Origin of the sequence: Ferrovibrio terrae (assembly GCF_943371255.1) — a bacterium.
GTDB lineage: Bacteria > Pseudomonadota > Alphaproteobacteria > Ferrovibrionales > Ferrovibrionaceae > Ferrovibrio > Ferrovibrio terrae_B.
In genome coordinates this window covers 20,249-37,355 of the sequence record NZ_CALRUC010000007.1, presented here as the reverse complement: position 1 = coordinate 37,355, position 17,107 = coordinate 20,249, and the positions used below count along the sequence as shown (strand labels likewise).

The window sequence follows — 17,107 nt, the reverse complement described above, 5'->3', positions numbered from 1 at the left end:
CCTGCGTCTGCGGCACGACTAGCGGCGAATATATTCGATGTCAGAGCCATCCTTGGCCTTGAAACGGACTTTGACCAGAACATTGTGTTCATCATACCAGAGTTCACGCTGCAGATCGCCTGTAATGGCGTAGTGTCGGGCAGGGACCGGGCGCCCGGCCGCCGTAACGCTTTCACTGCCCAGATCGGAAACCGCAATCGCCATGCTGCTGCCGTCCAGGGTATTCAGGATTGCGCTCTGGCGCAGGATCCCTTCATGCCACAGGCTGGCTGGAATGCGCAGCGGGCGGTCAACGACAGGCTTGCCATCGGCCAGCACGGCCAGATCCGCACCGGCTGCGGTTACGTTCAGGGCATGTGAGGTGCCGTCATCATTGGTTTTGGACCACAGGCGGGTGAGCCTGTCGCCATGCCAGACTTCGTGGCCTTCATGTTCAAACCGATAGACGGGGATGAAGGCGACCTTGACCAAGACCTTGGTGGCGATGTCGATTTGCAGGTCGTCTGCAGTTCGCCTGAAAAGCATCTCATGGCTGCCAACCTCGCTGCCGTCGCGGGTGATGGTAAAACTGAGCTGGCCGCCATTCGGCGGCGCCGCGAAAGCCTGGCTACCAACAAACAGTGTCAGAACGGCAATCAGGACATATCGGGGGGAAAACGGAAGCGTCGTCGTCATGTGATCCTCGGATGGTGGTGATATTGTCGAGGATGGAGGATGCACCTTACGGCCAACTGACACTGGGTGAAGGGCGCTGAGAGATTAATCAATATATCGGATAATGTATATTATGGAAAATACGCCGTCGCATTAAATGGCGGATATCGAGGCGCAGAAACACTTAGTTTACCGGCATATTCAATGCTCGGTAGCGTGATACCAGAATGGATCATCCACAGGCTTGGCGCGTCCGAGCTTCGACAACTGGCAGATGCCTATAACGGCATCGCCAACTACTTCATGTCGCGCGCGGAGCAACTAGACCGGGATGCTGCGCTCAGCACGGCACGCAAAGCGGCCGTGCAAACCCGGAAGCAAAATGAAATTGAGCGTGACCGGGAAATCTGCCGGCTCTATCGCGCCGGCCTGACCGATGCAGACATAGCCGGCCGCTGCAATCTGTCGGACCGTCAGGTCCGCCGCGTCACCGCAAAAATGCGTCAGGCCCGACGCAGACCACCGCGCGAGCCCTTGGATACGATCAGCACGACGCCAGCGGCCACCAGCGCCCAAATGAGCCACTTGTACTTGCCCGAGCCCAGCGCACCCAGCCCCGGCAACGGCAGCAGTCCGCCGCCGAACACAGAGGCCGAAATCAAGTTGCCGCTGGCGTCGTAATACTCGCCCTGCTTGGTCAGGCCGAAACCAGCCAGGCCGCCACTGGCGCCCGCCGCCGCCCGCTGTGCCAGCACCAGATCACCCAACAGGCCGGCAATCACCGTCTGACCCGTCTCCGGGTCATAGGCGATCCACCGCCTGCCGTCATCGCTGCGGACGTTCTGCAGCCACGGCTTAGCCGTCAGAACCTCCGCCTCGCTGTTATAGCGCGGCGCACCGATGCCGATGTCTACCGCGCTCGGCATTACTTCGCCCGGTCACGCATGCCGATCAGATACGTGCCGAGGCCCGTGATCAGCAGCGACATGGGGTCCACGGTGCCGGTAGACACAGCCACACCAACATTGGCGACGGCATCGGCAACGGCCGGCGCTTCGCTCACCTTGGCAATCTGGCCGACGCCAGCAATGATCGAAGCGAGGCCGACCCAAGTCGTGCGCTCGCCAATACGCTTTTTAAGCCAGTCCATCACACCCTCTCTTTCAGCAGGATCAGTTCAACGATAGTTTCCAGTTTGGAAATGCGACGGTCGAGCCGCCACAGGATTACCAGCAGCGGCACGCTGGCCGCGCCACCGATAGTCTGCGCCACCAGAAAAGCATCCTGCAGCATCACGCCACCCTACCCGCCCAATTGTCGCGATAGGCGATGACCTTGCTGACGTAGCCGGCATTAAACCAGCCGCGCGACACGTTGCCGACGCCACCGTTATAGGCGGACAGGACCGAACTCAGATCGCCCTTGCCCAGCGGCATCAGATAATTCCGCGTCCACACAAGATGTGCGATGCCGCAGCGAATATTTTGCTCCGGGTCAAACATCGCGTTCGGGTCATAGCCGCGATCAACAGCGACGAAAGGCATCACCTGCATGAGACCCATGGCACCAGCCGACGACACAGCGCGCGGATTGAAAGAGCTTTCCGTTTGCATCAGCCCCATGATCAACGGCAGATCGAATGGATTACCCATTTCACCCAGCGCCTGCCGCGCAATCGCTGCATAGGCTGACGGCCCGGACGCAACCAGCGCCGGGCTCGCCTCGGTCGGGTCGGAAGGCGGCAGCGTCACCCCATCAACTGCCGCCTCCGCCCGTCGCGCAAAGCCAAGCCACGCAGCCACGCCTAGCAATGCAGCGCCCAAGAACATCTTCATTCCTGCCCCCGCTTGGTTTCGATGACGCGGCCGTCGCGCAGAAAAACGCGATCAAATACGTCACCGTTCGGCCGGCATTCAACACCGCCGCCGACCACATCATCCGGACTTTCCTGCTGCGGTTCGTCAGCCATGGTTCCTCACAGAAGATCGTAAGAGCAATAAGCCCGATTAGTGCCACCGCCAGCGATGGCCCAAAGGCCGTAGCCAGGCGGAAGATAAATTTGTGCCGGCAGCATAATCGTGCCCTGTGCATGCAGGATGAAAAGCAACAGCGGCTTGGTCATATCGCTGGCGCTGGAAGGCGCTGACGTGCCGCTATAAAGCGCGCTGTCCCAATTCGAGACGGTATAGAGCGCGGCCGTGCGGACAATGGCGCCATTGACATTCGACGCCGGGTTGATCAGTTGCACGGCGGTAGCGCCGAGAGCTACGGTGCCGGCGCTGCTGGCGCCAATTTTTCGCGCGGCATAGTCGGCCAAAATATTTGCCGCAACAGTCGTCGGCGCCTTCAATGCAGAACTTGACATTAGCTCAGCTCCTCCAGCACGCGCACATCAGCGGTGCCCGCCGCAACGCGGCCATAAATCGCGGCCGTGGTTTTGTCGATTGTCTTGATGGCGCCGGGTTCCAGAATAAAACCCGATGCCATGGTGACGCCGGAACCGCCGATTGCCACATCCTTTGTGGTGTCGCGGTTCTGCAGCGTGACAGACTGGCGCAGCGCATTCGCGGCCGACAACAATGTCGCCGCAGTCGCGGCCGAGACCGCATTCGTAGCGAGCGTTGTGCCGACCGATGACGTCACCAACTGCTTTGCAGGCGGCGACAGGAAGCGCAGCGCGTCCGGCCCCTGACTGACGAAGATGTAAGCCGTGACTCCAGACTGCGCCGCCCAACTCAGCTCGAAGCCATCGAAGGCGCCGGCAATAGAACTGTTCTGTTCAATCGGCGCGAAATCAACGCCCTCGGTGCCGATACGAATATTGAGGACGCTATCCGCGACCCGGCTCAGGTCAGAACGGCGCTGCGAGAATGCAAACAGCAAGTACTCACCCTGATCAGGGAAATACCGACTCCCCGCTACATCGAGCGGGACGGGGATCACACGATAATTTTTCCGAGCCACCTTAGCCCCTCCGCAACATTTGCGTGACGGCGAAGCCGATCACGGCGGTTAAAACTGCTGACTTAATCGTGTCAGAAATTGTCCCTGCGTTTTTTTCTGCAACAGCCGCCTGAGCCCTGGCCAACTCGACAGCGGCTTCAGCCTGCATTGTCAGCGCCTGTCGCTGATCTGCATTGCCGGCCGCCAGCGTATCAACCAGCGCCTGCAGGCGGCTGTCGTCGTTGATGATGGTGTTCGTAATCTCGGGATTGACGGTAACAGTCGTGGAATTGCTGACCGTCGTTGTCTGCCCGCCACCACCACCGCCACCGAACACGCTACTCATGCTTCGTCTCGCCGAAAAACAACCCACGCGCCGAACACCTGATAAACACGAAAGCCCATCCGATTGGCGAACCGAATAAACTTTGCATCCGGGTTTTCCTTGTAGGCGTACAGCGGACCCATTCGCATAGTCATGAGCGAATAGAAATCGCGTCGCAGCGCCCGACTGACCATAGCGCTCCAGCGATCAACTCGGCAGTGAACGAACGTCACGTCACCAGCCTGCTCATATGCAATTGCATAATGCGGGCGCTGGCATACGAGAGACTGCAATCCGTTCGGCGGCAGATGCATGACTTAATCGTTAAACAGCAACAACAAGCCGAGGCCAGCAGCAGCAGCAACCGCCAGCATGCCGCCATCATCGCCGGCCGGTGACAGCGCATTGCCGGTGCGCGGGATCAGCGTCTGATCGCCATAAGGCGCGGTATAACCGCCATTCCAGGCACTCGGCAGGTAGCCAGTGTTAGGCCGCGTATCTGTCGCGGTCGCCGTGGCCGGCGCAGAACCGTTTGAACTGCCCCAGGGGTTTGCCTCAATCCCGCCGCTGTCGCCAATATAATTGGCGATTACCGGGTTGTTCGTGATTGAAGTGTTTTGGGAAACGGAAGTGGTGACTTTCGTCGAGCCACCGCCGCCCAATCCCGGCAACATACTGCTGAGACCCCCAAGCCCACCGCCGCCGCCACCACCGAAATTGCCGCCATCATTTCCGCCGCCCTTACTGAGAGCAGCAGATGCCAGAGAAGCCGCAGCCGGAATGAGTGTCATCCACATGATTACAGCGCCTTGTTTCGCATAAGCAGCAGCACCACGACCAGCGCCACGCCGCCGATAGCGACATAACGCATGGTGGCCTGTTGCGTCTGAGCGCCGAGCTCAATCTGGCGCTGCGCATTGCCCTGCTGGATCAGGGCGAGGTTTGCCGCCGCATTCTGTGACGCGGCCGACTGCTGCGACGCAGTGCGGCCGGCGAAGTAATCGCCGGCCGCATTCGCCGCAGACTTCAGGATATCCCCGAAATCCATTGGCGCCCCCTTAGCCGAACGCGATCAGGTCGCGGAAGCCTTCGCGGGTAGTGATGATCTTGTTGACGCCAGACACCTTAGTCGCGTCGAGCTTCAGCACGAGATCAGACGTCAGGCCCTTGGTCGGAACCATGGTCTGGCCGGAGCCGAAAATCGGCTTGAACAGCTGATAGACGCCAGTCTGCTCAGTGGCACGACCGTCGATGTAGTTGACGTTCTTGATCGCCTCGGCCTTCACCTTGTCGATCACCACATTGCCAACGCCGAGCTCAACCATGCCGTTGGCCAAAATGGTATCCACAGCCACGTCAGCAGCAAGCGTTTCCATCATCACCGAACGGATGAAGACGCCCGAACCTTTATCGAGCGGGATTTGCAGTGCCGAATTGCTGGCAGTCAGTTCCGTCACGATCTGATCGAGTGTGCGAACCGCGTACGACTGCGGCTTGCCATCGGCCAGCGCGGGCGGATCGAGCTCTGACAGCGCCGAAATCTCGCATGTCACACCGCTGATCGCGGCGCTGTTGGGCGTGCCGTAGATGTCCGAGCAATCGCTGTTGGCGAATTCGACATTCAGAACGGCCTCAATACCCTTGCGGAAATCCAGACCGGTATCGTCCGGACGGATGCCACGCGGGCAAGCCAGCCACAGCGGCAGATGCACGGTGTATTGCGTCGCGGCCGAGCCGGTCAGCACGACAGTCGAGCCCATGCCCTTGCCGATGATGCCGTTGTCGAGAAACGCCAGACTGGCCAGCGAGAAGCCCGACAGGTTCACGATGGTATCGCGACCATTCACCGTCAGTTCAAGTTTCTTGATGATGCGCGCCAACGTCTGGTGGAAAGGCGCCGCGGCGGCAGTGCCGCCATTCGTGATGGTGAACTTGAGCCGCAGCATCAGCATGAACAGCACGCCGAGACGCGGGATATTGAACGGCACTCGCGCGCCGCTGGCATAGGTAATCTCGCCCAGGTGGGCAAGCTGCTTCATCGGAATGCCCATGTCAGGCTCCTTCTAAGTGGTTTCGCGGTTTCCGATGCGGGCTTTAGATTTTGCCCTGCACGTACTTCTGGTGAACCACCAGCGCGGCGATGACCACAGCGCCCAGCACGAGATACTTCTTAATGTCGCCCATTTTGTTGCCCCCTTAGAGCCCCAGTTAGCGGCGCACAATTGCGCCATGCAGGGAGCGGGCTTAGACCCATCTTGTAAGGGGGAAAATCACGTTACGTGTACGTAACGTGTTAGGCAGGAATTTTCGGCCTAATAGATTTTTTTCTGTGTGGTGCCGTGTTCGGTCCAAATCAGGGCCTGCCCTCGCCCTAAATTTGGCAATGCGGCCGCAGCATCCCGACCGAAAAAATCAGCCAGATAGACCACGTCCCGGCTTCCGGTGACGGCATAGCTATAGACGGCGGTTGCGCCGGCCGTCAGATGCCGCGAAACGCTTGCCGGGCGGCGCGCCGTCGCCTTGATAGTGACGCCGTGGTGGCGCCCGGCATTGATCAGGCGATAGGCCCATGGCGGGCAATGCGACGGCTCCATCATGAAATCGACCTCATCCCAATACACAACGAGGTCCCCAGCGGCCCATGCTGCCTTATTGCCGAACTCGAATGCAGCGGGCCCCAGCGTGCCGAAACCGCGCCAGCATATCCGCCGCGCATTGCCCTGCAGGGCAAGCACAAGTTCACGCGCCGTGGTGCAGACCACAGCATGGCGCGCCAAGATTTCCTGCTCGTTGATGTCAAACAGGATCGAGCGCGCCGGCCCGATACGAGAAAGGGCGAGACAGGTTTTGCCTGTCCCGCCCCGCCCGAAATAAAGCTCGATACTAGGCCGCGACAGCAGCATCCGGTTTCGCTTCCGGTGCCGGCAACTGGCGCCGGTTTTTGTAGATCAGTGCCGCCGCCCCGCCCAACCCGAGCCATGCCGCCACCTTGGGGTCTTTCACCTTCAGGTCATAGGCATCAGCCAGGTTAAGCATAGCCTCGGCCAGCAGGTCGGTTTCGTCCGCCTCCAGCCGGGTGACCCGCCGCCGATCGCAAAGCTCATTCGCCACGATACCGACCAGCGGTACCAGAATGGGCTTCAATTCCGCCGCAGAGTCCGTCTCAGGGCCTCCAGCGGCTGGCGTGGGCTCAGGAACCGCCTGCGGGGCCGCAGCCCCATCCAGCGCGTCCGCTTCGCCCAGAAGGTCAGCTACCGAGCTCACAGCACGTCCAGAACGCTGCCCCGACGCGGCGGCAGGGTCTTTGGCCGACTGGCCGGCTTGCGCGGCGGCTGCGGCACCGGCTTCGATTGCGAGGGCGGTTTCGATTTCACGGTCGGCCGCGGGGCCGGTTCCTGCGGCTGCACTGGCACCGGCTCCTCGACCAGATCGCCCTCCTCCTCGGCCTCCTCGATTTCCTCCTCCTCCGGCGCCTCGTCCGGTTGATCGCTGCCCAGCCATTTTGCCTTTGCCTCCTTCGATGACCACTTGGTGATTTTCCGGGCCAACAGTTCGTCGCCCTTCTCGCTGCGCGAAGTGGTGCCGCTGCCGCAACCGCCATCCATCGGATGCCGGCAATAAACGTAGAGGTGGCTTTTCTGGTTGACCTTGTACTGGCCTTCCACACCACAATTGGGGCACGGCCCCTTACCGATCACGGTACTCATGCTGCCTCGCTTTCAGGGACCGCGATTGGACGATTAAACCAGCCTTCCCCATCGGGCCACGCAATGCCGGCATCACGTATGCGCGCCAGCACTGCTGGCCATCCGGGGTCATGCACCACAACGCCATCAGCATCCACAATGCCGGCATCGGCCGCATTCAAAACTGCCACCTCGATTTCCTTCACCACCACTTGGCGGAAAATACCCGAGGGCAGATGGCAGATAGTCTCAGTCGTAAAGGCTGTGTCTTCGAGCAAATGATCGTCGTCAACTTCGGGGCCGAAACCATATGCGGCGCGGAAGCCGACCGACCATGTAAGTTGGCGCGCGCCCTTGAATGCCTTTGCGTACTCGCGAAACAAATTCGCAGCCTCTTTGCTGCCGGCGCCGGCTTCGCGAAGCAACTGCCACGGCGACATACCGCCGCCGCGCGCCAGCTTGGCATGGCCTTTGACCAGTTCGGATGCCGCGCCCCACTTTGCAACATAGGCGCCGGCATCGGCCGCAGTACCGCAGCGGTCAAACTGAAAAGCATCGCGCGTTGCCGAACCTAGACCGCCGCGATGCAAGGACGATGACCACCGGTTCCATAAGCCATCAGCCAGGGCGGATTGCTGTACATCGGAAAGAATGCGCTTCGTGCAAATAAGCAGATGCAAATGAGGATGCCAGCCGTTTTGACCATGAGTGACCTCTAGCGCGCGAATGGTGCCGATAATGCCGTAACGCTCTTTGAGGCCCTGCCAGACACTACCCTGCTGCACGCGGCGCCACGCTTCGACCAGCGAGGCACGCAGATCGCCACAACGCTGGAAGGCATGATGGCGGATGGTGAATGTTGCCATGTAGACCGCGCCACCCATCGACGTGTGCGCGTCCATGATCTTTTCGACCTCATCACGGCGGGCCTCTGCGACCCGCGCGGCACACACTGGGCAGGTCCAGACCGAGCCGCAGGTTTCCAGCCCGGCGTAATGCAGCGAGCCGTGCGACGTACGCCGAATATCGATGATGGACTTGTGGTGTTTATAGCCGCAGGAGAAAACCCGCTCCGTCGATCCGAGCAGCTTGCCGGCAACGCGGCGGAGACGATAGCGCCATTCCTGAGCCGGGAGTTTCGGTAGCGGCTGCGCTCGCCCCCGAAACTCTGCTTGCGTATTTATCAAGGCGCTCACCGTGAGCCCAGCCAATAGCCGACAAGCACCAAGCCGCCACCGAGCGCCACGCCGATAAGAAAGTACACGTCAGTCATGCGATGCACCGGGGTTGTCGAAATCCCATGTCTCCGATGCCTCATGAAAAAGGCGCCCACGAACAGACGCCTTCGACGGCTCGAAATCTGGCAGGGAAAAATAGCGCTGAAAATTCTTCTCGCGGCGGGCGATGAATGCCGGGTGTTCCGCGACGGGCGCGCCGGGCAGTTCGTTCCACATCCACGGTGAATTGGGGTACGCCTCGCGCATGATTTCGTAGAACTCGGCATCATCGCAGGCGATAGCGGCTTGCTCGATAAGAGGCAGGCCCGGCGTGACTAGCCGGGCCTGCTCTGCAGAGGAAATTTCAGCGACGGGCCGGAGCATCGATAACTTCGATTGCATCGCTGACGGCGGACTTCACCACCGACATGAAGCGTTCGTGCAGCTTGGTCAGGCCGAGCAGCGACAGGCGATCAGCCTGCAGATACATCTGCCCCAGTTCGGCGCGCGTGAAGCTGGACAAATCCAGCTTGACATGCAACGGCGCGGGCTCACTTGCCCGCGCCGCCGCCTGATCCGGTGTCAGATCAGGTGCCATGATCAGAACAGCGGACCGCTGTCCGTGTCGGCACCGGCTGTAGCCTGCGCCAACGGCTTTGCAACCTGCTTGGGCCGCTGCCAGACGATTTCGTAGATGCCAGGCTCCGCAGTGGGGAAGGCCGCGACGTTGAGCGGCCGAGCGAAGCTGGCGTCATCAAAGGTGAGCGAGAACATTTCTTTGCCCTCGAATTCGCCCTGCTTGATCAGCTTCACCCAGACCTTGCCGATTTCAATCAGGCGTTCATCAGGCGTCTTAGCCATCGCGACAAAGCGCGGCGCGTTCGGGTTCTGCGAGACGAAGGCCTGCAGGCCGAATTTAAACTGGTGAGCCAGCATCGAAAGATGACCGAACCCACCGAAGGCTTCGCCGTTCTGCTTGAACTCGCGAAGGGTAAGCGAACCGACAACATTGGACATATGGACCTCTCTGGTTTCAGTTGACCGCTATGGACCTACGCGCGCTCCGCGCAGGGGACCGCTTTCAGTTTCGGGGACAGGGCGCGAAGTTTTTGGCCCGAGTAGAGGCCGGCGCGGAGGAGAACTCTCGCCGGCCCCTGCCCCCGAAATCCCGCGCGGCGCGGTCCAAGCTCCGCGCGGGCAAAGGCTGTTAGGATTTCTTGAGCGGCTTGGGCGGCGCCCAGCCCTTGAGCTGCACACCCGGCAGCGCGGCCATGATGGCCGGGGCGATCACACCGATGGCGTCGGCATAGGTGCCGTTCTTGTCGGTGCGGATCGGGAGTTGCGTGGGCACCCCGTTGATGACGATTTCGACATCGTCGTCAGTGGTGCGCTGTACGGTGATCGTGGTGCGGTCGGTCATGGCCGGGCGCTCAGATCAGGCCGAAAATCTTCTTACGCTTGCGGCTTTTCGCCGCCTTGCGTTTCGGTGCGCGGCGCTTCGCCGCCTTCTTACGCTTCGCCATGGGAACCCCTCCCGGTTGTGGCCTGCCTGAGAGGGTCCCCGGATCACCGCCTAGGCCCGGAAAGGCTACTAGCGGCCGGGGACCCCTCCCCGTCATCAGCCGCTGCCCACCATGAAAAGCGGCCGATTTGGTACGCGAGTTGCTTCACTAACACAAAATGTGGCGTATGGACAAGCGAGTTAATTAGCTAATAACTTGGCGGAGAGCCCACCATGGCGATGCCGATGCACCCGACCACCCTCCCCGACTATCTCGATTTGGCGAAACTGAGGGCCGACCTCAGGAACGACGCAACCCTTGCGGCCAAACTGGGGATCACACGGACATCGCTAAGTCAGATGCGATCCGGCCTGCTTTGGCCGGGCGATCCGCTGATGCTCAAAATTGCTGATCTGGCGCGCGAAGATGGACCAATGGCGCTACTGATGCTGAATAGCTGGCGCGCAAAAGATGCCTTCTCAAAGAGCGCGTGGGATGAGTTGCTGGCGCGCTTCCGTCAGACCGCCGCCGCCATTTTGATTGCCATCGGCATCAGCGCCGTGGGCGCTCCGATAGGCGGCGCGACGAGCGCGAACGCCGCGCCAACATCCGGCCATGCTGCGCAGGCACACTGTATATTATGGAAAATATAGAATATGGGTTTTCCGGGCAAATCAGGCTTACAGCGGTTCAGCTTGCGATTACCATGTGATTGTCCCATTGCAGCCTGCTGTGCGCGGCCAGCTCACCAATCCCCGTTTCCGTCGTCAGGCTGAACATCCGGCCAAGCCCGTTCGATGCCAGAAAACCTGACCGCACCTGCGCCGCAATCCCGCAGACATCCCGGGCCTCGCCGGTCTGCACCATGCTCCGTCGGTCAAGATCCCAGACCAGCACCCGGTTGCCCCGCGGGCTGCTGACCGCCAGATAGCGCCCACTGTCATCCATGGCCGCCGAGCCGCAATACTGCCGCATGCCGGCACGCTCGGCCTCGGGCATTGGCAGGTATTCCAGCCCGGCTGCTCCCGCCGGCGCGTCATGCAGCGCCACCAGCGGCACCGGATCACCCTCAGGGCCTTCATACTGCATGGCAACCGCAACCCGGCCGAGCCGGTCGATGGCGATATGGCGCATGCTGAGCTGGCGCAGCTCCGTCGCCGGCCTGACCTGGCCGAGCAGCCGGCCGTCCCGGGCATCCAGATAGACCAGCGACGGGTCCATATCGGCGATGTTCAGCTTCAGCCGCGGCATGTCAGCCCGCATCAGGATGCCGCCATTGGCCACCACCAGGGTGCGGCCATCGGGCATCAGGCGCATCTCATGCGGATCGAGGCCGTGGGTGGCGACCTCGCCGATCCGCGCCCAGTCCGCCGCTGCATCGTAGATGCCGAGCACGCCATCACCGGTGGAGCCCACCACCTCGGTGGCGAACAGCAGCCGGCCATCTGCGGTGAAGGCACCATGGCCGCAGAAATCACGATCTTCGGCGGCGGCAATGGTGCGGATGGCAGTGCCGGCGACCGGATCGAAGACCAGCGCGAAACTGCCCGGCCGGCGCGAGAATGCCACCGCCATGCGGCCGTCGGCACGCCGGGCGAAGCTGTGGCCGCGCTGCGGCAGCGGCAACTGGTACCTGATCCTGCCATCGCCATCGAAGGCGGCCAGACCGAAACCGCCCTTCTCGCCATAGGCATTCAGATACAGCCGCTCGCCGGCCGCGGCATGTACCGTCAGTGGCAGCAGGGCCGTGACACCAAGCCATGACAGGGCTGAACGACGGGTCAGCATCTCAGTCACCATCCAGCGCATTGAAGCCGACCGGAATATCCAGCGCCGGCGGCAGTCTGTCGCTCAGCAGCTTTTTCAGGGCCAGGGCCTCGGCCGCCAGCTTTTCGGCCAGCGGCCGTGCCGCCTTGTCCTGCACGGCAGTTTCCAGCGGCTGTTTCAATGCCGCTGCAGCGCTCAGCACCCGGCCAAAGGCGTCGCGAATGGCAGCATCCAGCGCCTTGTCGGCCACCGCCGGTGCGAAGCCGGTCTGGTACAGGTCACGGGCAGCCAGCAGGTTGCGCTGGATGTTACGCAGCGACCGCTCGCTGCGCCAGGCCTGTGCCAGCCGTGGTCGCGCATCGCTGGCCGATGCGCCCAGTGGCCGTGCCAGCTTGTGATCGGCCGCCAGTTCAACAGCCAGATACAGCGCTTTGAACAGTTCCAGCGTGGCTTCCTGTTCCTCACGATATGGCGCATCCGGCTTCGTGGTATCGAGCATCACGGCTGCAAAAGCCTTGTCGCCGCCCTCGCGCCAGGCCGCGCGGGTGTCCCGTGCGATGCGCGCAAGATTGACGGCAATCGCCTCGACATAATGGCAGCGATAGGCGGCATCGGCACCGCTCTTCAGTTTGGCGGCGTCTTCACCAAAGATCAGCCGCTCCATGGCCGGCAATCCCTGGGTGGCAACACTGCCTTTGGCCAGCAGATCGACATCGATCGAACCGGCAGCATGTTTCGACAGCAACTCAGCCATCTGCTTGCCAATCGTATTGCGCGGGTCGGGCCAGAAGGCGAAGCGCTGGCTGCGGAAGAACCAGTCCACCGGGCCAAAACGTACATGCTGGATGTCTTCCCAGGCATCCATGGTGGCGCCAAAGGCCGCCTGTAAATCAGCAATCGGCCTGCTGGCGGGCGCGGCACAATAACTCTTGGCTGCAGCCTCCAGGCTGTCGGTCGCCGCGACCAAGGCATCGTAGCGCGGCAGGATATGGCCCTCGACGGCAGCGCGGTTCATGGCGGCATAGGTGCGCGCATCCACCGCATGACCCGGTGTGGCGGCAATGACAAGCACGGCAGCAAAAAGACAGGCAATAAACCGCATGATGAAAACTCCAGACAGACTTAAAGCGAATTGATGAAGGCCAGCAGGTCGGCGCGTTCAGCGCGCGTCATGCGCTGCATCCGTGCCCGCGCCGCTTCCGCCTCGCCGCCGTGCCACAGGATCGCTTCCAGCGCACCGCGTGCGCGGCCGTCATGCAGCATGGCTTCGTGACCGCTCACCATCCTGGTCAGGCCCAGCCCCCAGAGCGGCGGCGTGCGCCATTGCCGACCATCGGCCTGTCCCTCCGGACGCTCATCGGCCAGCCCCTCGCCCATGTCATGCAGCAGCAGGTCGGAATAGGGATAGATGGTCTGGGCCGACAGTTCCGGCCGCGCCGGATCGCTGCCGGTGACAAAGCTCGGCACATGACAGCCACTGCAGCCGGCTGCGGCGAACAGGGCCTTGCCGCGCGTGACCGCCGGATCATGCGCCTGACGACGCGGCGGCACCGCCAGATGCCGCGCATAGAAAGTGACAAGATCGAGCATCTTGCGCGGCACCTCCACCTTCTCCTGCGGATCGTCTCCTGTCGGCATGGCGCGGCAGGCCGTCTGCGCTGCCGTGCAATCGCCATGCGATGCCTGGATCAGATGGGTCGACAAGCCAAGATCGGTGGCAAAGGCATCGGCGACCTGATCGGCAATCGTCGGCATGCCGGCCTTCCAGCCAAAGCGGCCCAGCATCACCCGGCTCTCGGCATGACTCCAGACCTGATTTGGCCGGCCGGCAATACCGTCGCTGTTGCCGTCTTCCGGATCTGCATGCCTGAGGATCGCAGCCTCGGGGATCATTTCCAGCAGACCCAGTCCGATCATCGGCGGCGCGATGCGGGCCGACAGCATGGCTTGCGGGTGCAGCGGTCCGTAGTTCAGGTCTTTGGTACCAAAGTGCGGTTTGCGCAACCGGACCGTCTCGCCATCGGCCAGTGTCACGCTCTGCTCGCTGTAACGCACCGTCATGCGGCCTTCCGCCAGCAGGCCAGGCACCGAGAAGGACTGCAGCTGGGTGCCATAGACCGGTTCTGGCGTGACATTGCGCATGAAGCTTTTCAGCGCAGTCCGGTCGGCGTCGCTTTGCGGCGGAATGCTCAGCCGCAGCACCATGGAGACCGCCACATCATGGGGCGCTGGTGGCTGACCACGGCCGTCGCGGATATGGCAGGACTGGCAGCTGCGTGCGCTGTAGAGCGGGCCTAGGCCATCGGAGGATTTGGTCGAGCTGGGCGATGGAACCCAGAGCTTGCGGAAAATGCCATCGCCGACCTTGAAGTCAAGCTGGCGCTCGAAGGCCATATTCCCTGATGGCTGGGAAAAGGCCGTGGCGTCGAGCCGCCGGCCGGTGGCGTTTCCACCCGGCGCATCCTCGGCAGCGCAGACCACACCCGCCGTCAGGCAGACGGCGAGAGCGGTAAGCGCCAGGCGCGCCTTATTTCTTGCCGACCTTGTCTGGCGCATCGAGGCTGTCCGACCCTTCGAATGTCGCCTTCAGCTTCAGCGCCGCGACCACGCGTTCCAGGGTTTTGGTCTGATCGGTCAGGCGGTCGATGGCGGCCTGCACCAATGCGTTACCCTCGGCATTGCCGTCGCCGATCATCTGGTCATAGGCTTCCTTGCTTTCGGCGCGCTGCTTGATTGCCGTAACCGCATCCAGCGTTGCCTTCAACTTGGTCCGCATTTCAGCATCGAGCTCCGGGGCGGTCGCGCGCACCAGCTGAGTCAGCGCTGGGCCCTTTACCACGCTGCCATTCACGCGGGTATATTCGCCACCGTACACATTCAGCATACCAATGACGTTGTAGTAATGCGAATTATGCGTGTTGTCGGAGAAGCAGTCATGCTCCTCTTCCGGGTCATGCAACAGAAGGCCGAGCTTCATGCGTTCGCCGGCCAGTTCGCCATAGGACAGGCTGCCGATTCCGGTCAGCATCGCGCTGATCGCGGTATCGCCACCCTTCAGGGCTTTCCGTGCCGCGCCCTCGGCGGCCCACTGCTTGGCCATGAAGGCCAAATCTTCCACCAGCAGCTGGGTGGCAACACTGAGATACTGCGCGCGACGGTCACAGTTGCCATTGGTGCAGCCCTGCTTGGCGTAATCGGTCCAGGGCCGGTTGCCGGCGCCCGGGCCGGTGCCGTTCAGATCCTGGCCCCAGAGCAGGAATTCGATGGCGTGATAGCCGCTGGCGACATTGGCCTCGACGCCGCCGACTTCATGCAGCTTGCGCAGCAGTTTCCAGTCGATCCTGCTGGCATCCAGTGACTTGCCGCCGAACTTCAGCTTCTTGTTGGCAATGACATTGGCGGTGTAGAGCGGGTTTTCATCCGACTCCTCGCCATACTTGCCGCTATCGACATAATCGATGAGGCCTTCATCGAGCGGCCAGGCATTCACGCGGCCTTCCCATTCATCGACCACAGGGTTGCCGAAGCGGAAGACTTCCGACTGCTGGTAGGGCACGCGAGCGGCAACCCAGGCCTCTCGGGCCGCCTTCAGCGTGACCTCTGACGGCTTGGCGATCAAAGCCTGCACGGCTTTCTGCAGGACGCGCGCCGTGCTGGTGGAGTCCTCGTAGACCGCCTGGGCGATATCGCCATAGGTCTTCAGGGCCGCCGCCTTCACCTTGGCCTGTTCGATAGCCTGTGCCGGCATGACAAACAGCAAGCCGAGCATCATGGTCCCGGCAACAAGTCTGGCGGTCATCAGTCTGCTCATAAAAAAATCCCCGAACGTTTCTTGGCTTATTTCAGGAAGAACTGCACCGGCACCACGATATCCAGACTGGACTTGCCCAGATTCGGTGGAATCGGCGGCATCGGCGAAGCCTTGGCAATCATCCGCTCAACGGCGTCATCCAGTGTTTCGTGGCCGGAGCTGCGCTCGATCCGGTGTTGCATCACCCGACCACTCTCGTCGATGGTGAAGCGCAGATGCGCCACACCTTCCATGCGGCGCAATTGCGCGCGACGCGGGTATTCCTTGTTCTTCTCCAGCCAGGCCAGCAGCGTGGCGTAGTAATTCGCTTCCGCATCCGGATTGGCGACGACGCGCGGCGCGGATGGAACCGGCGCCGGCGGCGCGACCGCAACCTGCTGTGGCGGTGCCTGGACAGCCAGCTGCGGCGGTGCTTCCACCGGCTTGACCTCCTGCTTGGGAGGCTGCGGCTTGGGCCGCTGCACCGCGGGTTTCGGTTTCGGCGGCGGCGCGATCTCATCGAGATCGGGATCGGGCGATTTCGAAACGATCGGTTCCGGCTCTGGCGGCGGTGGCGGCACATGCGCCACGACGGGCTGTGGCGGCGCACTGGCCAGCAGCAGCACCTCGATACCCTGGAATTTTTCCTCGGCCAGAATCGGCTTGTGGAAATACGGCAGGCCGAAGAACAGCACGGCGATGGCGGCGATATGCACGCCGACCGAAATCACCCAGGACGAGACTTTCGCGCGCATGCGCCGTTACTGCGCGGCTTTCGCCGTCGCGCCTTCTGCGACCAGCGAAATCTTGCCGTAACCGGCCTGGCCGACCAGGCTCATCAGATCCATGATCTTGCCGTATTCCAGCGTCTTGTCGCCGCGGACATAGATCACCGTGTCGGACTCGCTGCTGCGCAGATCCTTCAGGCGACGGATCAGGTCCGCCTCTTCCACCGGATCTTTGCGGATGAACAGCTTGCCATCCTTGTCGATGCTCACCACCAGCGGCTCTTTCGGTGGCGTCACCTTGGCGGCGGTGGTCTTGGGCAGTTGCAGCGGAACACCGACCATCATCAGCGGCGCAGCGACCATGAAGATGATCAGCAGCACCAGCATGACATCGACAAACGGCGTGACGTTGATGTCCGACATCGGCTTGTAGCCATCGAAGCCGTCGTTGCTGTAATCGTTGCCGCCGGTGCCGATCGGAGAGATTGCCATGAC

At 61.8% G+C, this 17,107-nt stretch carries 28 protein-coding genes; 1 reads left to right on the top strand and 27 read right to left on the bottom strand.

The features are described 5' to 3' along the window. Positions 1 to 18: 18 nt before the first annotated feature. The 21 genes from AAG799_RS03040 to AAG799_RS02940 form a co-directional block, all read right to left on the bottom strand. A complete protein-coding gene (locus tag AAG799_RS03040; protein WP_341894317.1) occupies positions 19 to 675 on the bottom strand; it encodes a DUF6134 family protein in 657 nt (218 codons plus the stop codon). Between the two features lie 482 nt (positions 676 to 1,157). After that, complete coding sequence (locus AAG799_RS03035) at positions 1,158 to 1,580, bottom strand: hypothetical protein (protein ID WP_341894316.1); 423 nt, start codon at positions 1,578 to 1,580, stop codon at positions 1,158 to 1,160. Beyond that, complete coding sequence (locus tag AAG799_RS03030; protein ID WP_341894315.1) at positions 1,580 to 1,804, bottom strand: hypothetical protein; 225 nt, start codon at positions 1,802 to 1,804, stop codon at positions 1,580 to 1,582. The genes AAG799_RS03035 and AAG799_RS03030 overlap by 1 nt, the downstream gene beginning before the upstream one ends. After that, positions 1,804 to 1,947, bottom strand: coding sequence for a hypothetical protein (locus tag AAG799_RS03025; RefSeq protein ID WP_341894314.1), 144 nt, complete (start codon positions 1,945 to 1,947; stop codon positions 1,804 to 1,806). Before AAG799_RS03025 ends, AAG799_RS03030 begins: the two co-directional genes overlap by 1 nt. Beyond that, on the bottom strand, positions 1,947 to 2,489 hold the full coding sequence (locus AAG799_RS03020) for a transglycosylase SLT domain-containing protein (RefSeq protein ID WP_341894313.1): 543 nt from the start codon (positions 2,487 to 2,489) through the stop codon (positions 1,947 to 1,949). Before AAG799_RS03020 ends, AAG799_RS03025 begins: the two co-directional genes overlap by 1 nt. Continuing rightward, on the bottom strand, positions 2,486 to 2,623 hold the full coding sequence (locus tag AAG799_RS03015) for a hypothetical protein (RefSeq protein ID WP_341894312.1): 138 nt from the start codon (positions 2,621 to 2,623) through the stop codon (positions 2,486 to 2,488). Before AAG799_RS03015 ends, AAG799_RS03020 begins: the two co-directional genes overlap by 4 nt. A gap of 6 nt (positions 2,624 to 2,629) precedes the next feature. Further along, a complete protein-coding gene (locus AAG799_RS03010) occupies positions 2,630 to 3,019 on the bottom strand; it encodes a hypothetical protein (protein ID WP_341894311.1) in 390 nt (129 codons plus the stop codon). Next, positions 3,019 to 3,537 (bottom strand): hypothetical protein, encoded by a 519-nt coding sequence (locus AAG799_RS03005; protein ID WP_341894310.1) that lies wholly within the window; start codon positions 3,535 to 3,537, stop codon positions 3,019 to 3,021. The genes AAG799_RS03010 and AAG799_RS03005 overlap by 1 nt, the downstream gene beginning before the upstream one ends. A gap of 82 nt (positions 3,538 to 3,619) precedes the next feature. Beyond that, positions 3,620 to 3,943, bottom strand: coding sequence for a hypothetical protein (locus AAG799_RS03000; RefSeq protein ID WP_341894309.1), 324 nt, complete (start codon positions 3,941 to 3,943; stop codon positions 3,620 to 3,622). Continuing rightward, the gene (locus tag AAG799_RS02995) at positions 3,940 to 4,236 is read right to left on the bottom strand and encodes a hypothetical protein (protein ID WP_341894308.1); all 297 of its coding nucleotides are present in this window, start codon (positions 4,234 to 4,236) and stop codon (positions 3,940 to 3,942) included. The genes AAG799_RS03000 and AAG799_RS02995 overlap by 4 nt, the downstream gene beginning before the upstream one ends. A gap of 3 nt (positions 4,237 to 4,239) precedes the next feature. Then, positions 4,240 to 4,719 carry a hypothetical protein gene (locus AAG799_RS02990; RefSeq protein ID WP_341894307.1) on the bottom strand — a complete coding sequence of 160 codons (480 nt, stop codon included), beginning with the start codon at positions 4,717 to 4,719 and terminating at the stop codon, positions 4,240 to 4,242. 2 nt (positions 4,720 to 4,721) lie between these two features. Continuing rightward, a complete protein-coding gene (locus tag AAG799_RS02985; RefSeq protein ID WP_341894306.1) occupies positions 4,722 to 4,970 on the bottom strand; it encodes a hypothetical protein in 249 nt (82 codons plus the stop codon). A gap of 10 nt (positions 4,971 to 4,980) precedes the next feature. Continuing rightward, complete coding sequence (locus AAG799_RS02980; RefSeq protein ID WP_341894305.1) at positions 4,981 to 5,973, bottom strand: hypothetical protein; 993 nt, start codon at positions 5,971 to 5,973, stop codon at positions 4,981 to 4,983. Between the two features lie 261 nt (positions 5,974 to 6,234). After that, entirely contained in the window at positions 6,235 to 6,825 is a 591-nt protein-coding gene (locus tag AAG799_RS02975; protein ID WP_341894304.1) for a hypothetical protein, read from the bottom strand. Beyond that, positions 6,806 to 7,066 carry a hypothetical protein gene (locus AAG799_RS02970; RefSeq protein ID WP_341894303.1) on the bottom strand — a complete coding sequence of 87 codons (261 nt, stop codon included), beginning with the start codon at positions 7,064 to 7,066 and terminating at the stop codon, positions 6,806 to 6,808. Before AAG799_RS02970 ends, AAG799_RS02975 begins: the two co-directional genes overlap by 20 nt. A 116-nt stretch (positions 7,067 to 7,182) precedes the next feature. Continuing rightward, positions 7,183 to 7,629: a hypothetical protein gene (locus tag AAG799_RS02965; protein WP_341894302.1), complete on the bottom strand. Its 447-nt coding sequence runs from the start codon at positions 7,627 to 7,629 to the stop codon at positions 7,183 to 7,185. Then, on the bottom strand, positions 7,626 to 8,804 hold the full coding sequence (locus tag AAG799_RS02960) for a protein rep (protein WP_341894301.1): 1,179 nt from the start codon (positions 8,802 to 8,804) through the stop codon (positions 7,626 to 7,628). Before AAG799_RS02960 ends, AAG799_RS02965 begins: the two co-directional genes overlap by 4 nt. Before the next feature lie 69 nt (positions 8,805 to 8,873). Further along, positions 8,874 to 9,209 (bottom strand): hypothetical protein, encoded by a 336-nt coding sequence (locus AAG799_RS02955; protein ID WP_341894300.1) that lies wholly within the window; start codon positions 9,207 to 9,209, stop codon positions 8,874 to 8,876. Then, positions 9,190 to 9,423, bottom strand: coding sequence for a hypothetical protein (locus tag AAG799_RS02950; RefSeq protein WP_341894299.1), 234 nt, complete (start codon positions 9,421 to 9,423; stop codon positions 9,190 to 9,192). The genes AAG799_RS02955 and AAG799_RS02950 overlap by 20 nt, the downstream gene beginning before the upstream one ends. Before the next feature lie 2 nt (positions 9,424 to 9,425). Then, positions 9,426 to 9,842, bottom strand: coding sequence for a DUF736 family protein (locus AAG799_RS02945; protein WP_341894298.1), 417 nt, complete (start codon positions 9,840 to 9,842; stop codon positions 9,426 to 9,428). Positions 9,843 to 10,032: 190 nt separating this feature from the next. Continuing rightward, complete coding sequence (locus AAG799_RS02940; protein ID WP_341894297.1) at positions 10,033 to 10,245, bottom strand: hypothetical protein; 213 nt, start codon at positions 10,243 to 10,245, stop codon at positions 10,033 to 10,035. 315 nt (positions 10,246 to 10,560) lie between these two features. On the opposite strand from AAG799_RS02940, the gene AAG799_RS02935 reads away from it, so the two are divergent. Then, positions 10,561 to 10,980: a hypothetical protein gene (locus tag AAG799_RS02935; RefSeq protein WP_341894296.1), complete on the top strand. Its 420-nt coding sequence runs from the start codon at positions 10,561 to 10,563 to the stop codon at positions 10,978 to 10,980. Between the two features lie 37 nt (positions 10,981 to 11,017). On the opposite strand, the gene AAG799_RS02930 is transcribed toward AAG799_RS02935, so the two are convergent. From AAG799_RS02930 to AAG799_RS02905, 6 genes are all read right to left on the bottom strand, one after another. Next, complete coding sequence (locus tag AAG799_RS02930; RefSeq protein ID WP_341894295.1) at positions 11,018 to 12,115, bottom strand: DUF1513 domain-containing protein; 1,098 nt, start codon at positions 12,113 to 12,115, stop codon at positions 11,018 to 11,020. Between the two features lies 1 nt (position 12,116). Beyond that, entirely contained in the window at positions 12,117 to 13,196 is a 1,080-nt protein-coding gene (locus tag AAG799_RS02925) for an imelysin family protein (RefSeq protein WP_341894294.1), read from the bottom strand. Between the two features lie 20 nt (positions 13,197 to 13,216). Then, positions 13,217 to 14,650, bottom strand: a complete 1,434-nt coding sequence (locus AAG799_RS02920; RefSeq protein ID WP_341894293.1) for a di-heme oxidoredictase family protein — start codon at positions 14,648 to 14,650, stop codon at positions 13,217 to 13,219. Further along, positions 14,622 to 15,842, bottom strand: coding sequence for an imelysin family protein (locus tag AAG799_RS02915; protein ID WP_341894359.1), 1,221 nt, complete (start codon positions 15,840 to 15,842; stop codon positions 14,622 to 14,624). Before AAG799_RS02915 ends, AAG799_RS02920 begins: the two co-directional genes overlap by 29 nt. A gap of 89 nt (positions 15,843 to 15,931) precedes the next feature. Further along, positions 15,932 to 16,639, bottom strand: coding sequence for an energy transducer TonB (locus AAG799_RS02910; protein ID WP_341894292.1), 708 nt, complete (start codon positions 16,637 to 16,639; stop codon positions 15,932 to 15,934). Positions 16,640 to 16,645: 6 nt separating this feature from the next. Beyond that, a complete protein-coding gene (locus AAG799_RS02905; protein WP_341894291.1) occupies positions 16,646 to 17,104 on the bottom strand; it encodes an ExbD/TolR family protein in 459 nt (152 codons plus the stop codon). Between the last annotated feature and the right edge of the window lie 3 nt (positions 17,105 to 17,107).

Bases quoted from the DNA above. Each gene is read 5' to 3' on its own strand.
- AAG799_RS03040 (WP_341894317.1), bottom strand. From the start codon at position 675: ATGACGACGACGCTTCCGTTTTCCCCCCGATATGTCCTGATTGCCGTT.
- AAG799_RS03035 (WP_341894316.1), bottom strand. From the start codon at position 1,580: ATGCCGAGCGCGGTAGACATCGGCATCGGTGCGCCGCGCTATAACAGC.
- AAG799_RS03030 (WP_341894315.1), bottom strand. From the start codon at position 1,804: ATGGACTGGCTTAAAAAGCGTATTGGCGAGCGCACGACTTGGGTCGGC.
- AAG799_RS03025 (WP_341894314.1), bottom strand. From the start codon at position 1,947: ATGCTGCAGGATGCTTTTCTGGTGGCGCAGACTATCGGTGGCGCGGCC.
- AAG799_RS03020 (WP_341894313.1), bottom strand. From the start codon at position 2,489: ATGAAGATGTTCTTGGGCGCTGCATTGCTAGGCGTGGCTGCGTGGCTT.
- AAG799_RS03015 (WP_341894312.1), bottom strand. From the start codon at position 2,623: ATGGCTGACGAACCGCAGCAGGAAAGTCCGGATGATGTGGTCGGCGGC.
- AAG799_RS03010 (WP_341894311.1), bottom strand. From the start codon at position 3,019: ATGTCAAGTTCTGCATTGAAGGCGCCGACGACTGTTGCGGCAAATATT.
- AAG799_RS03000 (WP_341894309.1), bottom strand. From the start codon at position 3,943: ATGAGTAGCGTGTTCGGTGGCGGTGGTGGTGGCGGGCAGACAACGACG.
- AAG799_RS02995 (WP_341894308.1), bottom strand. From the start codon at position 4,236: ATGCATCTGCCGCCGAACGGATTGCAGTCTCTCGTATGCCAGCGCCCG.
- AAG799_RS02990 (WP_341894307.1), bottom strand. From the start codon at position 4,719: ATGTGGATGACACTCATTCCGGCTGCGGCTTCTCTGGCATCTGCTGCT.
- AAG799_RS02985 (WP_341894306.1), bottom strand. From the start codon at position 4,970: ATGGATTTCGGGGATATCCTGAAGTCTGCGGCGAATGCGGCCGGCGAT.
- AAG799_RS02980 (WP_341894305.1), bottom strand. From the start codon at position 5,973: ATGGGCATTCCGATGAAGCAGCTTGCCCACCTGGGCGAGATTACCTAT.
- AAG799_RS02975 (WP_341894304.1), bottom strand. From the start codon at position 6,825: ATGCTGCTGTCGCGGCCTAGTATCGAGCTTTATTTCGGGCGGGGCGGG.
- AAG799_RS02965 (WP_341894302.1), bottom strand. From the start codon at position 7,629: ATGAGTACCGTGATCGGTAAGGGGCCGTGCCCCAATTGTGGTGTGGAA.
- AAG799_RS02955 (WP_341894300.1), bottom strand. From the start codon at position 9,209: ATGCTCCGGCCCGTCGCTGAAATTTCCTCTGCAGAGCAGGCCCGGCTA.
- AAG799_RS02950 (WP_341894299.1), bottom strand. From the start codon at position 9,423: ATGGCACCTGATCTGACACCGGATCAGGCGGCGGCGCGGGCAAGTGAG.
- AAG799_RS02945 (WP_341894298.1), bottom strand. From the start codon at position 9,842: ATGTCCAATGTTGTCGGTTCGCTTACCCTTCGCGAGTTCAAGCAGAAC.
- AAG799_RS02940 (WP_341894297.1), bottom strand. From the start codon at position 10,245: ATGACCGACCGCACCACGATCACCGTACAGCGCACCACTGACGACGAT.
- AAG799_RS02935 (WP_341894296.1), top strand. From the start codon at position 10,561: ATGGCGATGCCGATGCACCCGACCACCCTCCCCGACTATCTCGATTTG.
- AAG799_RS02930 (WP_341894295.1), bottom strand. From the start codon at position 12,115: ATGCTGACCCGTCGTTCAGCCCTGTCATGGCTTGGTGTCACGGCCCTG.
- AAG799_RS02925 (WP_341894294.1), bottom strand. From the start codon at position 13,196: ATGCGGTTTATTGCCTGTCTTTTTGCTGCCGTGCTTGTCATTGCCGCC.
- AAG799_RS02920 (WP_341894293.1), bottom strand. From the start codon at position 14,650: ATGCGCCAGACAAGGTCGGCAAGAAATAAGGCGCGCCTGGCGCTTACC.
- AAG799_RS02915 (WP_341894359.1), bottom strand. From the start codon at position 15,842: ATGCCGGCACAGGCTATCGAACAGGCCAAGGTGAAGGCGGCGGCCCTG.
- AAG799_RS02910 (WP_341894292.1), bottom strand. From the start codon at position 16,639: ATGCGCGCGAAAGTCTCGTCCTGGGTGATTTCGGTCGGCGTGCATATC.
- AAG799_RS02905 (WP_341894291.1), bottom strand. From the start codon at position 17,104: ATGGCAATCTCTCCGATCGGCACCGGCGGCAACGATTACAGCAACGAC.